The sequence below is a fragment of the Paenibacillus sp. J31R98 genome (assembly GCF_056269245.1).
This window is the reverse complement of the sequence record NZ_JBWDNO010000002.1, coordinates 182,799-198,028: the sequence shown is the minus strand read 5'-3', so window position 1 is coordinate 198,028 and position 15,230 is coordinate 182,799. Positions and strand designations below refer to the sequence as shown.

The 15,230-nt window shown below is 46.4% G+C and carries 18 protein-coding genes; 17 read left to right on the top strand and 1 reads right to left on the bottom strand.

Translation table 11 applies throughout. The annotated features are described in order from the left end of the window. The first annotated feature begins 173 nt into the window (after positions 1-173). The 16 genes from AC0YNX_RS09175 (at position 174) to AC0YNX_RS09100 (ending at position 13,863) form a co-directional block, all read left to right on the top strand. Positions 174-1,103 carry an ABC transporter permease gene (locus AC0YNX_RS09175; RefSeq protein ID WP_475816211.1) on the top strand — a complete coding sequence of 310 codons (930 nt, stop codon included), beginning with the start codon at positions 174-176 and terminating at the stop codon, positions 1,101-1,103. Positions 1,104-1,123: 20 nt separating this feature from the next. Continuing rightward, positions 1,124-2,089, top strand: a complete 966-nt coding sequence (locus tag AC0YNX_RS09170; RefSeq protein ID WP_475815384.1) for a carbohydrate ABC transporter permease — start codon at positions 1,124-1,126, stop codon at positions 2,087-2,089. 72 nt (positions 2,090-2,161) lie between these two features. Then, positions 2,162-3,772, top strand: coding sequence for an ABC transporter substrate-binding protein (locus AC0YNX_RS09165; RefSeq protein ID WP_475815383.1), 1,611 nt, complete (start codon positions 2,162-2,164; stop codon positions 3,770-3,772). 18 nt (positions 3,773-3,790) lie between these two features. Then, positions 3,791-4,816: a phytanoyl-CoA dioxygenase family protein gene (locus AC0YNX_RS09160; RefSeq protein ID WP_475815382.1), complete on the top strand. Its 1,026-nt coding sequence runs from the start codon at positions 3,791-3,793 to the stop codon at positions 4,814-4,816. A gap of 139 nt (positions 4,817-4,955) precedes the next feature. Further along, a complete protein-coding gene (locus tag AC0YNX_RS09155; protein WP_475815381.1) occupies positions 4,956-5,702 on the top strand; it encodes a class I SAM-dependent methyltransferase in 747 nt (248 codons plus the stop codon). Between the two features lie 47 nt (positions 5,703-5,749). Continuing rightward, on the top strand, positions 5,750-6,316 hold the full coding sequence (locus tag AC0YNX_RS09150; protein ID WP_475815380.1) for a histidine phosphatase family protein: 567 nt from the start codon (positions 5,750-5,752) through the stop codon (positions 6,314-6,316). Between the two features lie 87 nt (positions 6,317-6,403). Continuing rightward, complete coding sequence (locus AC0YNX_RS09145) at positions 6,404-6,610, top strand: hypothetical protein (protein ID WP_475815379.1); 207 nt, start codon at positions 6,404-6,406, stop codon at positions 6,608-6,610. A gap of 22 nt (positions 6,611-6,632) precedes the next feature. Continuing rightward, a complete protein-coding gene (locus AC0YNX_RS09140; RefSeq protein WP_475815378.1) occupies positions 6,633-7,115 on the top strand; it encodes a GNAT family N-acetyltransferase in 483 nt (160 codons plus the stop codon). A gap of 158 nt (positions 7,116-7,273) precedes the next feature. Further along, positions 7,274-7,543, top strand: a complete 270-nt coding sequence (locus tag AC0YNX_RS09135) for a hypothetical protein (RefSeq protein ID WP_475815377.1) — start codon at positions 7,274-7,276, stop codon at positions 7,541-7,543. A 71-nt stretch (positions 7,544-7,614) separates the two neighbouring features. Further along, positions 7,615-9,162, top strand: coding sequence for an HD domain-containing phosphohydrolase (locus AC0YNX_RS09130; protein ID WP_475815376.1), 1,548 nt, complete (start codon positions 7,615-7,617; stop codon positions 9,160-9,162). Then, complete coding sequence (locus AC0YNX_RS09125) at positions 9,159-9,938, top strand: SDR family oxidoreductase (protein ID WP_475815375.1); 780 nt, start codon at positions 9,159-9,161, stop codon at positions 9,936-9,938. Before AC0YNX_RS09130 ends, AC0YNX_RS09125 begins: the two co-directional genes overlap by 4 nt. 29 nt (positions 9,939-9,967) lie before the next feature. Then, the gene (locus AC0YNX_RS09120) at positions 9,968-10,909 is read left to right on the top strand and encodes a phosphotransferase enzyme family protein (RefSeq protein WP_475815374.1); all 942 of its coding nucleotides are present in this window, start codon (positions 9,968-9,970) and stop codon (positions 10,907-10,909) included. 239 nt (positions 10,910-11,148) lie between these two features. Beyond that, positions 11,149-12,483 (top strand): MFS transporter, encoded by a 1,335-nt coding sequence (locus AC0YNX_RS09115; protein ID WP_475815373.1) that lies wholly within the window; start codon positions 11,149-11,151, stop codon positions 12,481-12,483. A gap of 154 nt (positions 12,484-12,637) precedes the next feature. Then, positions 12,638-13,429: a class I SAM-dependent methyltransferase gene (locus AC0YNX_RS09110; RefSeq protein WP_475815372.1), complete on the top strand. Its 792-nt coding sequence runs from the start codon at positions 12,638-12,640 to the stop codon at positions 13,427-13,429. A gap of 25 nt (positions 13,430-13,454) precedes the next feature. Then, the gene (locus AC0YNX_RS09105) at positions 13,455-13,586 is read left to right on the top strand and encodes a hypothetical protein (protein ID WP_475815371.1); all 132 of its coding nucleotides are present in this window, start codon (positions 13,455-13,457) and stop codon (positions 13,584-13,586) included. 19 nt (positions 13,587-13,605) lie between these two features. Beyond that, a complete protein-coding gene (locus tag AC0YNX_RS09100; RefSeq protein WP_475815370.1) occupies positions 13,606-13,863 on the top strand; it encodes a hypothetical protein in 258 nt (85 codons plus the stop codon). A gap of 62 nt (positions 13,864-13,925) precedes the next feature. On the opposite strand, the gene AC0YNX_RS09095 is transcribed toward AC0YNX_RS09100, so the two are convergent. Further along, positions 13,926-14,252 (bottom strand): hypothetical protein, encoded by a 327-nt coding sequence (locus tag AC0YNX_RS09095; protein ID WP_475815369.1) that lies wholly within the window; start codon positions 14,250-14,252, stop codon positions 13,926-13,928. A 144-nt stretch (positions 14,253-14,396) separates the two neighbouring features. On the opposite strand from AC0YNX_RS09095, the gene AC0YNX_RS09090 reads away from it, so the two are divergent. Beyond that, entirely contained in the window at positions 14,397-15,224 is an 828-nt protein-coding gene (locus AC0YNX_RS09090) for a nucleotidyltransferase domain-containing protein (protein ID WP_475815368.1), read from the top strand. The last annotated feature ends 6 nt before the right edge of the window (positions 15,225-15,230 follow it).

Genomic DNA, 15,230 nt, shown 5'->3' with positions numbered 1-15,230 from the left:
ACTCGGCTCAGACCCAACCATCTTATCAACCCCCGCCAAACGGCGGGGGTTTGTCATAATAACGTTATCAATGTCACTTCTTTTCATATCAGACACCTGGCTTACTCTTTTACAATAGGTTTAACAAGGCATACAAAGTCGATAGGAACGCGAGGTGAAGGTTCTGAATGGAAATGAAACGAAGCCGCTATTCGTTCGGCCGCAAAGTGATCAAGAACCGCTATTTGCTGCTCATGATGCTGCCGGGAACGATCTATTTGCTAGTCAACAACTACTTGCCGATGTTTGGCACGCTCATTGCCTTCAAGAGCGTCGATTGGAGCAAGGGTATCCTCCACAGTCCCTGGGTGGGCTTCGATAACTTCAAGTTTCTCTTCAGTACCTCCGACGCCTGGACAATTACTCGCAACACACTTCTCTACAACGCGCTCTTCATAACGATAACGCCGTTCATCGCCGTCACGTTCGCGATTCTGCTGAACGAGCTGCGAAGCCGGCTCGCGGCGAGGTTCTTCCAGAGCGTCATGTTCCTTCCGTACTTCCTGTCGGCGGTCGTTGTCGGTTATCTGGGTTATTCCATGTTGAGCACGGAATTCGGTTTCATCAATACGCACGTGCTCGAACCGCTTGGCTTCGATGCCATCGCCTGGTACAGCGAACCGAAGTATTGGCCTTATATCCTGCCAATCGTCTACATCTGGAAGAACATCGGATACTCCACCGTGATCTACCTGGCTGCGGTCATTGGCATCGACAACGAATACTACGAAGCAGCACTCATGGATGGCGCGTCCAAATGGCGGCAGGCGATCAGCATCACTTTGCCTCAAATCCGGCCGATCATCATCATTCTGGCGCTTATGGCCGTCGGTCATATCCTGAACGCAGACTTCGGTCTATTCTATCAGGTCCCGCTGGACGCCGGCGCCTTGTATCCGACGACGAACGTTATCGATACGTACGTGTACCGCGCACTGCTTACGCTTGGCGACGTCGGTATGTCCTCCGCGGCTGGTCTTTACCAATCGGTCGTCGGTCTCGTCCTCGTCTTGACCGTCAATCTGATCGTTCGCAAGATCAATAAAGAAAACGCGCTATTCTAGGGAAGGAGCAACAAACGCACATGAATACTACGACTGCGAATGCCCTTGCCCATTCCCAAGAGGGGGGCGTCACCAAGCCGGCGGTCAAGCGAATCAATGCCATATCACCGAGCACGAATCTAATCGTCACCTTATTCTTCATCGTCTACAGCTGTGTTTGCTTGCTTCCAGTATTACTCGTCGTCGCGGCATCGCTATCTGACGAGAATGCGATCAACCTTCACGGTTACTCGCTCATTCCTCGTGTATGGAGCACGGACGCTTATCATTATCTGATGTTCGATTTGCACAAGATCCTTGAGGGCTATGGCATCTCCATCGCCACAACCGTCATCGGCAGCTTATCCGGCATGATGATAACGGCATTGTACGCGTATCCACTGTCACGCATGGATTTCGATTTCCGCGGCTTCTTCTCTTTCTTCATCTTCTTTACGATGGTCTTCGGCGGCGGTCTAGTGCCGACGTATCTGATCTACACGAATTATTTTCATATCAAAGATACGCTGTTCGCATTGATCATTCCTGGGCTGCTCATGAACGCATTCCTCGTGCTGACAACGCGGACGTTCTTCCAGCAAACGATCCATCCGTCCATCCTCGAATCCGCGCAGATCGACGGAGCGGGCGAGTTCCGCATCTTCTTCGGTATTGTGCTGCCGCTCTCGCTGCCAGTCATGGCGACGATCGGACTGTTCTACACACTGGCGTACTGGAACGACTGGTTCAACAGCCTGGTCTACATCAACAACGACAATATGGTCAACCTGCAGTACATGATGTACCGCGTCATGCGGAATCTCCAATTTCTTCAGTCCCATGCTCAAAGCAACACGACTGTCGGGGCAGAGGAGATCGCGAAGATGCCGAATGAGACAGTGCGGATGGCGATGTGTATTGTCGGCATGGGGCCAATCGTGCTTGCGTACCCGTTCTTCCAGCGCTACTTCGTGGCCGGCTTGACGGTCGGCGCGGTGAAAGGCTAATCCCGGCAGAGCCGGTTAGCATATTGAATGCCATTTTCTCAATCTCATTTTCAAAAAAACGGGAGGGTTCCTATGAAAGGCATCAAAAGAAACGGACTGACCGCACTGACGACCGCGTTCGCGTTATCGTTGCTGCTGTCCGGTTGCGGTGGCAATAACGACGGCGGCACTACGAACAATGCCAGCACTGCCGATACGAAGAACGAGACATCGAATAGTGGTAATACAGGCAGTACTGCTACAGGGAACGTGAAGGATGAAACGACGAACAGCGGCGGTACAGAAACCTCCAAGCTTGAGCCGTACACGATCAAATGGTTCGTTCCTGGCGCAGCCGCGCAGAAGGACCAATCGCTGGTCAACGAGGAAGTCAGCAAATACCTGAAGGATAAGATTAATGCATCCTTTGAGCTGGAAGTCATCGATTGGGGCAGCTGGGATGACAAAATGAATCTCAAATTCGCCTCCAGCGAACCGTTCGACTTATTGTATACGGCGGCTTGGAACGGCTTCACGACCAAAATCACGCAAGGCAACATCATCGACTTGACTAGTCTGATCGACAAGTTTGCTCCGGATGCGAAAGCCGTCATCGAGCCTGCTTTGCTCGAAGGCTCCAAGGTGAGCGGCAAGAATTACGGGATGCCGATCAACAAGGAAATGGCCAGCCAGAACGGCATTATGCTTCGCAAGGATCTTGTGGAGAAATACAGTATCGATATTGCCTCGATTAAGAGTCTGGAGGATCTGGAGCCCATCTACGATATGATTCTCGAGAAAGAGCCAGGCGTTACACCGTTCTACCTGAACAAAGACATCTCGCTGTTGAATGTCTGGAACAGGAATCACTTCGACACGTATGGCGGTAGCTCTGGAGGCACCCTGCCGCTCGGCTCGACTGACTTCAAGCTCATTAACGGACTGGAGACGCCGGAAGCGAAGGATGGGTACAAACTCATTAACAAGTGGTACAAAAAAGGCTATGTCAACAAAGATGCGGCGACTCTGCAGGATCTGAGCGGCGGCTTGAAGGCGGGCAAAGCGTTCTCATTCCCTGAGCAATTGAAGCCGGGTAAGGATGCAGAGGTCAGTACGCAGACGGGTCAGCAATGGGTGCAAGTTGAGCTGACGCAGCCGCTGATCAGCACGGGCGACACGCAGGGCTCGATGACGTCGATCTCGAGAACGTCGAAGGATCCGGAGCGGGCAATGATGTTTCTGAATCTCCTTTATACCGACAAGTACTTGGTCAACTTGATTGCATTCGGAATCGAGGGCAAGCACTTTAAGAAAGTCGGCGACAACGTCATTGATTTCGCAGACGGCATCACGGCTCAAACATCGGGATATAACCTGAATCAAGCATGGTTGTTCGGCAATCAGTTCAACGACTACCTATGGAAGAACGAGGACCCACAGAAGTGGGAGAAATTCAAAGTGTTCAACCAGTCGGCTACGAAAGATCCGCTGCTTGGCTTCGTCTTCGATCCGACGAATGTGAAGACGGAAGTGGCGGCGCTTGGCAACGTAGGCAAGGAGTTCAATTCCGGTCTCCAATCCGGCACGCTGGATCCAGACGTCTACCTGCCGAAGTACATTGATAAAGTGAAAGCAGCCGGCATCGATAAAGTTATCGCCGAACAGCAAAAGCAGCTCGATGCATGGAGAGCCGCGAACCAATAATTTGCGAATGGGAAGCCCGTGCTTACTCGGCACGGGCTCTTCTTCATTCATCTGGAAAGGAAAGCGGGCGGACTTATGGAGAACAAGGTATTGTCGAAAGAGCAAATCGAACATTTCATTGAACGAGGCTGGGTAAAGGTTGAAGAAGCCTTCCCACGAGAGCAAGCGCTGCAATGCCAGCAATACATCTGGGATCAACTGCGCAGGTTTGACGTTGATCGTGATGACTTCGCTACGTGGAAGAAACCGATGTATTATCTTCGCGAGGCTTACAATGGCGATCCTTTCGATCCGTGCAATACGGAGCGAATGGCGGATGCCATCGAGGATCTAATCGGGCATGGCCGCTGGGTCGACCGCGGCGTATTCGGGAAGGATGAGGTCGTGGCCACTTGGGGCTGGTGGCCGGTCAATATCGCGCTCGGCGCCGATATGCCGTGGGACGTGCCGACAGAAGGCTGGCATTGGGATGGCGGCCACTTCCGGCATTATGTCGACAGTTCCGATCAGGGCATTCTGTGCCTCTGTATGTTCTCGGAGATCGGACCGCATGGCGGCGGCACGCTGATCGTCGAGGGTTCTCACAATCTCGTGGCGCGGTTCCTAGAGAAGCATCCCGGCGGACTCGAGCCGCAGGAGGCGATCGACATGCTTAACGAGGAGCATCCGTATCTGGCGGAGTTGACGGGAATCGCGGCGAAGCGGAGTGCGAATATGGGTCACGAGCAATCTGAAACTAGCGAGTCTGACTCCGCTGGGGAAGATGGTGCAGTTTCCGACCGAATCCGTCGATTCATGGACGAGTGGCATACCGATGCGGACGGTTTCCAGTTGCGAGTAGCCGAGACTACGGCTTCTCCTGGAGACATTATTTTGTGCCACCCGTTTCTGTACCATGCTCCGTCTCAGAATCATTCTGGTAATCCTCGTTTCATGTGCAACCAGAAGACGCCGCTCAAAGCACGGATGAATTATGACCGCAACAATTTGGAAGATTACTCCCCGGTAGAGATCAGTATTCGGAGGGCTTTGGGAAGAGAGTAGGTAATGCCTCCAGTTTAATAAATCCACGACGGCAGCCGGTCAGCGATCGGCTGCCTTTTCCACGACTATGAGCAGGAGAGTTCAACAAGTATGTGGAATTATTAGGAAATTGTTACTCCAATTGAAAGTGAGGCGTCTAATGCAGAATGAAATGAGCCGTGTTAATCGATTGAGCTGGAATAATGAAAGATATCAGAGATGGCTCGAACGGTTTGGTTCTGTTGAAGAAGAAGCGCAAAGGATAATGAACGATCCGAGAAAGAGGTTAAAGGTTCTCTCGGATTACCTAGGTGAAGTGAGCGACAAGAGAGTAATTAACCTGTTGGGATCGAACGGTACTAAGGCTGTCTCTGTTGCTCTATTGGGGGCAAGAGAAGTTAAAGTCGTCGATATAGCAGACGAGAACGCGAAGTTTGGATATGAATTAGCACAAGCCTGCAATGTGAAAATCGATTATATCATCCAAGATGTCATGGAGCTGTTACCTGATGAATTAGGCGAATTTGATATCGTTTTTATGGAGATGGGAGTGTTGCATTACATGTACGATATCAAGAAGTTATTTTCAATTGTAAATAGGTTATTAAGCAGCGGTGGGAGATTCGTTCTTAGAGACTATCATCCTGTCATTTGGAAATTACTCAAACCCCAAGATGGTGTATACGTTGCTTCGGGCAATTATTTCGACCAATCGGTTGGTGGAGAGGAAATGAAAGTAAGACGATGGAATTTAGGCGAAGTCATTACCTCGATGGTTAGCGCTGGATTAACCGTAAATGCCCTATACGAAGAATCAGGTGAAATTCAAAGATGGGTATTCAAAGACATGCCAGAAGGAACGGAGGACAGAATTCCTGGGATCTATGCGGTAATTGCCTCGAAGTAATGGTTTCGTCAACCGAATTTCCACATTAGGATAAGAGGGGGATTGTAATGAAAATTGGACTGGTGAGACATGGAATTACTGATTGGAACATTGAGCAGCGTGCACAGGGACAAAGTGACATACCACTTAATGAAACAGGTAGGCAACAAGCTAATGCATTAGCGAAGCGCCTAAAGGACGAAGGATGGGAGTTTATTTTTTCAAGTGACCTTTCACGCGCTAAGGAAACTGCAGATATTATAGCTGCTTCTTTGGGGTTAACTACAACAGCTGATGAGAGACTTAGAGAAATGTTTTGTGGTGATATTGAAGGGACTACATTAAATGAAAGAATAAATAAGTGGGGTATGGACTGGGAGAACCTTGATTTAGGTATCGAAAAAGAGGATGCAATCATAACGAGAGGGATGTCATTTATTTCTGAAGTATCGGAGTCATTTCCTGGAAAGAACGTATTAATTGTTAGTCATGGTGCATTGATTGGATTAACTCTCAAGAGATTAATTCCACATGTAACTACGGAGGAACATTTGAAAAATACTTCAATAACTGTTCTGTCTCTCCAATCAAAATGGGAGTGTGAACTCTATAATTGTGCTAGACATCTCGACTGATAGGTAAATCAAACGAGTAAATAAAGGAGGGTATCATGTCGCAATATTTTATTGGTATCGTTCCTCCTGAGGGATATAAAGATAGAATTGCTTCAACTGGATCATTATCATCCTCATCTGACATTGGGGCAGACTTATTGGGGGATGAATGAAACGGAGATTGATGAAATGAAAGTAGCAGCGCAAGTCGCACTTGCTCCATTTCCTTCCTTTTATGTGAAGAGTGTCCGGGTATATAAAGAAGTTGAAACGAATGTATACCTGCCATTTGAAGACATTTACCTTGCCATATAACCAAACGAAGTGAGGGATATCAATGGCTATCGAAATCCGTCATGCTTTAAATAGCGAACAGGATCTATTAAAAAATCTCTTGCAATTATACATGTACGACTTTACTGAATTTACGGATGCCGATATAAATCCGAATGGATTATACAATATCTTATCGAATTTTGATTCTTACTGGGGAGAGCAAAAAGAAAATCAACCCTATCTCATTCTAATGAACAATGCCATTGCTGGCTTCGCATTCGTTAGGGAAATATCAACTAATACAAGAAAGTATAATTATCTTGCGCATTTTTTTGTGCTGAGAAAATATCGGCGACAAGGTGTTGGAAAAGAAGTCGCAATGAACTTGTTTAAATCATTGAAAGGCGAATGGGAATTATATCATCTTCTTCGTAATGAACCAGCTCAGAAATTTTGGACGAAGATCATTAATGAATTAACTGATGGCAATTATATTGAAAAAGTTGAAAATAATAGAAGGTATCAAACGTTTATTAGCAGGTAAATGAGCAAACTTGCTATAGGTTTGAGTATCTCGATTAAAATAACAAAGTTCACTCGAACATGATATTCAACATGCTTTGCATCATATTGAACAAATCCGTGAAACTCGAAGAATACATCATATATTGATGAACTAATTTCGGAAGGAGAATTCTCCAAGTGTCTGATCTAATAGCAGTGATTACAGCACAATGTGAAAAACTTTCTGAACAAGAGATGAAAATGGTAATCGATGGTCTTTCAAGAGGGTTTGATCGGCCAATACAAAGCTTAATTCCGGAACTCACATCATTTAATACAGATGAACTCGTTATTATTAGCAACATGATAAATGGAGTCATTCTTACTAAAGAGTATGTACCTGACATTAGAGACGTTTATGAACGTGTGAAAGGTACCGATTTACCCAATAAAATCTCCTTCCCCTAGTAAAAGATATCGTGTAGTTTTGGTTTTAATAGGATAAAATGGTCAATAAGTCATGCGAAGGGAGAATGATTTTGGCCGTTTATCAGTTGTTTATCAGACATCTTATCCGTAACTACATGATCGGTTCTGCCATCGCCGTTCTCGGAGTAGCCAGTGTTATCATCTTCATGACGCTTGAGTTGGACAAGAGTGAAATAGGAGCACTGCTGTTTGTAATGGGAGTATCTATATTGGGTATGATCATCTCAGAGTCGATCGTTTTTCGTCGGCATATACTTCCAATCAAAAAATACTTTCGGAGATCGAATCCTTCCCGTGAGTTAATTCAGCAAGCTTATTTTAGAGCACATCGATTGCCTACACTCGCTGTGTGGCGAATCATGGGGCCGCATCTGTTTGGCGGATATATTCCGGCGGCCTTAAGTATGGCTGTCTTTATTCATAGGGGAACACTATCATTTCCATACTATTACATCGGTCTTGCTTTGCTCGGCGCTTCTCTTGTAGCGAGTATGCATGCAATGGTAGAGTTTTTTCTTACGAACCAATCCGTCAGGCCGCTACTTATTCATCTTCGGCAAAGCTACATCTCTCAATACCATTCAGACCTTACATTGGATGGGGAAGTATTAATCTCTATCCAACGAAAATTCCAATGGAGCGCTTTTCTAATAGGTACGTTTCCACTGTTTCTGGTGAGTCTCGCAACCCAAATACGTCTCGGCGAGATTACATCTGTAGCCTCCCAAGAGTATTGGAAAGGGGTAGCATTTATACTGCTTTTAGGAATATTCTACTCTTCCATGGGCGCTTGGCTGCTATCACAAGATATCGTACATCCGATTCGAAATTTGTTTAAATCTCAGAATGAGGTTAGAAACGGCGACTTTAATACAACGGCGCCAGATATCTATTCCGACGAATTTTCCAGTCTCGTTTCGGGTTTCAACCACATGGTAGAAGGCTTGAAGTCAAGAGAACGAATGAACAACCAATTGCTTCAAAGCTATTTCAGTACGCTGGCTGCCGCGCTAGATGCCCGTGATCCATATACTGCAGGTCACTCGCTTCGAGTAGCCGAATATTCAATGATCATCGCACGTCTAGCGGGGTTGTCCCCACTTGATATGGACATCTTGAAGCGTTCAGCGTTGTTGCATGATATCGGAAAAATCGGCGTAAGGGATTCGGTTTTGTTAAAAGAAGGACGCCTCACAGATGAAGAATTCGCCCTTATCAAGCTGCATCCCGTATTAGGAGAAACCATCTTGAAGCAAATCAAGCCGGCCGAAGCTCTTGCGGATATACTTCCAGGTGTACGTTCCCATCACGAGCATTACAACGGCGGGGGGTATCCGGATGGGCTAGTCGGAGAGAACATCCCTTTACTAGGGAGAATAATTGCGATTGCCGATGCTTTTGACGCCATGACTTCAGACCGCCCATACCGAAATGGCATGCCCTTCGAGAAGGCGCTCTCCATTCTGGAAGAAGGGATTGGCGTCCAGTGGGATCCGAAGCTTGTCACGCCATTCATTCGGGAAATGCGTAATCACCATCTCGAGAAAGCTTGTCATAGTCTTCATACTTATAAAAAGGAAGGTCAGGCTACCCTATGAAAATGAGTGGTAACACGGTTCTTATCACAGGAGGCACTTCTGGCATCGGCTTCGAGTTTGCGGTTCAGCTGCTTAAGCTAGGCAATACCGTTATTATTACTGGTCGGGATCAGGCGAAGCTGGATGCAACGAAGAAAAAACTACCGACAGTACATACGTTACAAAGTGATGCATCGGATCCTCAAGCGATTGCTATTTTGTTTGAAACCGTGGTGAAGCAGTTCCCTAAGATCAACGTCCTCATCAACAATGCAGGACTCATGCGTAGAATTAATCTTCATGACCAAGACATTGATCTGGAGGATCTCAATCGTGAGATCGAAACGAATTTGAGCGGTCCAATATGGATGGTGAAACAATTCATGGAACATCTAAAGAAGCAAGAGTCCGCTGCAATTATGAATGTTTCATCAGGCCTTGCTTTCGTCCCGCTGCCTATCTCGCCAGTCTATTGTGCTGCAAAAGCTGGACTACATTCTTATACACAGTCGTTAAGGGTGCAGCTCAAGAATACGAAGGTAAACGTGTTTGAACTAGCGCCTCCTTTGACAGAGACTCCGCTGGTAGACTCATTCGACCCAGCAGATATGGCAGGATCCAAAGCGATGAGCGTGTCCACTATGGTAGGCACAGCCATTCGGGGCATGGAGAAGGATAGATTCGAAATCCGGCCAGGGCAAAGTAATGCCTTGAAGCTTATGAGCCGTATCGCTCCGAAGTTTATTTTCGGCCAGCTCAGTAAGTCTGCGAATCGTATGCTGAAGGAGTCGAAGTAAGTACATCGAACGTATGGGGAGATGGGGATATGCGAAACTCACCGAGTATTTCAGAGGAACTCCTAGGATTCTGTCTAAAGGAACAATATGCTCTGACTCCCGTCACACTTGAGTTTCTCCCGCTGGGACTTGATTACAGCTCCGCAGTGTATCATGTGCATAGCGAGCAAGGAACTTCCTATTTACTCAAAATCTCATCTAGGCCGTTATACGAGCCGCAATATCAGGTTCCTCGATATCTGTGCGATCATGGCCTTACTTGCGTGGTTGCTCCCATCTCTACTGTGAGCGGATCGTTGTGGACGCGAATAGAGGGTTGGAGAGTCGTTGTCTATCCATTTATCAACGGGGATTCAAGTTTTAACGGGATGTCTACCGAGCAGTGGAATAATCTGGGAACCTGCTTGAAACAGATACACCAAACTATTGTGCCGCCAGAAGGATTCAAGTCTCTCCGACAAGAGACCTTCGATCCAGCGGATTATGTTCGGTGGATAAGAACCTTCGAGGATCAACTTCCACTCTACGAAGGCGGTAGTACATGGGATCGAACTCTCCATGCTTCATGGGTGAAGTATAGGTTGACGATACAAGCGATGTTATCCTCACTGGAGAAGCTGGCAGCGCTGCTCCAATCTCGAACAATTCCATACGTCATCTGTCACGCGGATCTACATCCAGCCAATGTGATTCGAGATCACACTGGGCAACTGTTCGTCATTGATTGGGACGAGGTGATGCTCGCTCCCAAAGAGCGTGATTTCATCTTTGTACGACACCCGCATGATAAGGCATTTTATCAGGGATACGGCATCGAAGAAGTTGATGAGGATGCGCTCACCTACTACCGCATAGAAAGAGTCATACAGGATCTCATTGAGTGTGCTCGAAATGTGTGGATTAGCGATGATTTAGGTGAAGAAACCAAGGCGGATGCGATCCAGTTGTTTCAAGATATTTTGGCTGAATGACATGAACGAACCACATCCGCATGAGGACGTGGTTTTTTATGATTAGCTAAGGTCTATTCACACGGACAATTCCTTAACGTTATAATAATGGCGATAGGAATCGGGAAATAAAGGAGAATCTGCAGCATGCTGCTCCTCACTCTCATCTAACCACAGTGCATTCGTATAGCATGAACGACTGAACACGCCATGTGTAAACTTGTCTATTAGGCAGGTTTCTTTGAGTCGCTTCTGTCTATATGTGGCCGGTAAGAAGAGGTGGATATCATGCTACAGATAAACTTATATCCGGAGGGTTCCCATTGAAACCTATAAACAAGAGCGGATTGCGCACTCTTTATATGTTGATGGTCGTGGAGGGCTTGTCGATGCTTGGCACTCGCATGTCCTCGATGTCGATAGGAATTTGGCTCTACCATTCGACGCATCAGACGACGCCGATTCTATGGATCGTATTATTTAATGAACTTCCAGCCATGCTTGCCGGAAGTATTGCCGGAATAGGAGTAGACCGGCTGCCCAAACGGATCGTGTTATTGCTCAGCGATACAGGGCAGGCGTTAGGCAGCGCATTGTTGGTTATCAGCCTTTGGTTTGATTTTTTCAGTCTGCCGTTGTTGTTTGTCATTGTCTTCTTTCAAGGAAGCTGCACCATGTTCCAAAGCCCGGCCCTGCAAACGGTCACTGCCATGCTGACAAGCGAGAACCAGCGGGACAGGGTTAATGGCATCAGAGAAATGATCTTTCCGCTAGCGGGAATCATTGCCCCTGCACTCGTAGGGCTTCTCTATGAACCGCTCGGAATTACAGGCATTGTCATATTGGATGGCATTACTTTTCTCGTGTCGACGATCTTCCTGCTTACTCTTCGGTTGCCGGATGAGACGAAGGATAGATTGCCCTCAGATCAGGAAAAAGAGACACTACGTGACACCATTATAGGTGGAATTACGTTTATGATCCGTCATCGATTGATAGGCATAGCCGTGTATGTTGGCGTAATCAACTTCCTACTGAACGGTACGCTTGAAATGGTTATTGCTTACGTGTCCGGGTCTTCTGGGCAAATCGGCCCGGGAACTTCAATGGTTCTCATAGCTATGAATGCAGGCGCATTCGCAGGGGCATTAATCGTTGCGGCGATCGGACGCTTCCGAGACCGGATTAAGACCATGTCGGCAGGTTATGTCGTTACAGGAGTGATGTTTATCGTATTCGCGATTGTGAAGGACCCGATGTGGCTAGGGATCGCGTTATTGTTGCTGATGATACCGCTGCCGATTGGCAACGCAATGTTAAGCTCCCACTTCCAATCGATAGTGCCCGCCGAACTGCAAGGAAGAGTATTCGCATTTTTGTTTCAGATTAATATGACTTCCTCGGTGTTATCCTTCTTTGCTATGGGGCCGCTTGTTGATCAAGTTCTCCAGCCTGCTGCGTCAAGAGGGGAACTGCCCTGGTTAACTTCAATTGTCGGTGACCATGCAGTTTCAGGGATATCTATCCTTTATCTAGCTGCCGGAACCATAATAACTGCCGTCGCGTTTACGGTGATGATGCTCCGCTCGAAGTAACGAATACAACAATGAAGAGGTTGCCGAAGAGTTCGGCAGCCTCTTCACGCTTTTTTCAAATAAAACGTTTACATTTCAAGTGAAATCCGCTAGTGTATATAAGCTCTGGGAAAATTTTGCACCTAATAATCATGTTGAAGAAGAGGTGGCTTATATGCAAGAGAAGCAAACCGAAGTAAACCGACGGGCATGGAACACCAAAGCGTATGAAGCGTGGTTGACTCTGCTAGGTACTCCGACTGAACAAGCAAATAAATTAATAGCGGATCCTAAACACCCACTTCGCAGATGGATAAATTACATAGGAGAACCGAAAGGACAACGGATCATCAATCTGCTTGGTTCCACCGGGGGCAAAGCGATACCTCTTGCCATACTTGGCGCAGAAGTAACCATCGTTGATATTTCCGAGGAGAATATGCGGTATGCTCTAGAAGTTGCACAAGCAGCTGGTGTTGAAGTGGACTATATTAACGCAGATGTTCTCCATATTCCTAATGAAGAGGCATTAAGAAATTTTGATGTTGTATTGATGGAGTTCGGAATTCTGCATTATTTCTCCGACCTCAATCAGATATTTTCTATTGTTGCTCGGATGCTAAAACCGAATGGGCGATTTATTCTGACAGACTTCCACCCGTTTAATAAGTTGTTGGATGATAATGGGGATCGTATCGTTTTGAAAGATAACGGTGATTATTTCGATCCTGAACTTCGAGAAGCTGATATTGCCTATACATCTCTTATTTCTGAGAACGAGCGCTCCAGTTTGCACAAAGTGCTATTGAGGAAGTGGACTCTAGGAGAGATTGTGTCTGCTATTGCTAGCCAAGGCATGTACTTGAGAGTTCTGGAAGAAGAGCCTAATGCGCAATATAAGAGCTTTCCAGCGTTCTACACTCTTGTTGCGGATAAGGTGTCGACGAATATTCCGTTAGTGCGATAGAAGTGGTCTATGAGGAGGATACATCTTGGATCGTGTGAGGAATACAGCTAAAGCAATAATTGAACATAACAATAAACTGCTCTTCATAAAGAAAAAGCTGGATAATGTAGGTGTTTATTATACATTACCTGGTGGCGGGCAAGGAGTATATTTCTAACAATCACGAGTATTCATTCTTGATAAAAGAAGTACAAGCAATCGAATTCATCTTTGCTTGTATCTTTGAATTAGAAGCTGAGATTGAACATTTACAAAATGATGTTGCACAGATTGGATACGAATGGTTGGATATTCCAACAATAGTCGAGGCTCTCAAGCAAGAAGAGGGAGTAGATGGTTTACAGTTTCCTCTAACACTTAAAGACTTTCTGATTGAGAATTATATTAACGATAGAGTAGAACCCTATTCATCATTTAAATTTTTAAATGGATAGAACAGGAAAACCCTGCATTCACTCTTCGTGAAGCAGGGCATAGGTGTGTAATTTCCATGACATTAGTTGCTGAACTCAAACACATAGTCCGTGTTCGATAAGCCAATCGTAATCGTGCTGTTCGTATTAAGGGCATTGTCTATAGCTCCTCCGCGTTCGGTTGCGAATTGGATTTTGCTATAGAGGCTGCCTTCGTAGATCGTGAACAGCGAGATACCGTTCAAGAAGCTGTTGAAATCATTGCCATAGGAAACGTCCAGCGTTTGCGACGGTCCTAACGTAAAGGGTACCGCATCAGCTTGGTTATAAACTTCTACTCCCGCACGCACAAAAAGGATCATCTGCAAGGTCGCTTGGGTCGTATTGGTGAAGGTTTTAATACCTGCCATAGGGTCGTGCCCCCTCTCAGAATGGGATACTCTATCATATGCTTGTACGGTTAAAATGTTAGGACCCTCCCGAAAGAAGGATTTTCACCTCCAAAGTTGAAAAGGTATAAATTTGGGATTCGACTTTGATGAGGAGGAAATCAGATGAACGAGAAGAGCGCGGAATTACGCAAGCAAGCGATTGTTTATATGAACGAATTATCCGAACATCCCGTGCTGAACCAACAGTGGAGTCATATTACACTCGTGCTTAAAGGCAGTGCGGCAAGAGGAAACAGTGATCAATATTCCGACATTGATTTTGTGTTCTTCTGCGATGAATCGCTTCTACAAAAGATCGTTGATCAGTATTTCGATGCTGGGCTGATCAAAAGAAGAGATGGGATCTTTCTACCAATCGACAATTGGGCTGGCCATTATCACTTTGAATCCTTCGAGATGCTAAGAGGCTACTTCGAGGGATCTGATTATCCGCAAGTCTGGGAATTTCAGAATGCCATTACGCTGCACGACCCAGGAGAACGCTTCGCGACTATTATGGCTGAGGGTTCAGCTGAATTCTTGAGTGATCCGTTACCGGCCATCAAAGACGGCTATTTGGAGCTGATGTTAACGCTTGATTGGCTCCGTCATCCACTCATTCGAGGCGACAGCATCTCGGCTGCACTTCATGGGGCTAACCTGCTGCAGCAGCTGTGCCGTATCGCTTATTTGCTTGATGGCACCAGTTATCCGCATGACAAATGGGTGTCCCATTACTTGTATACGACCAGATTCGGGCAGTTACACCAAGAGAAATTAAACGAATATCTGGATACTTTACCCAAGAGCAATGGGCTCACCAAGGATTTGGCACTCGAGGAATATACCGCTTACGCGCAAGGCGCAGCATTGATGGGCGAGGTAATAGCGTTCATTAGAGAACATTTTGGCGACTTCGCTTGGATTGATGAATGGTATTTGTACGTATAGAAAAAT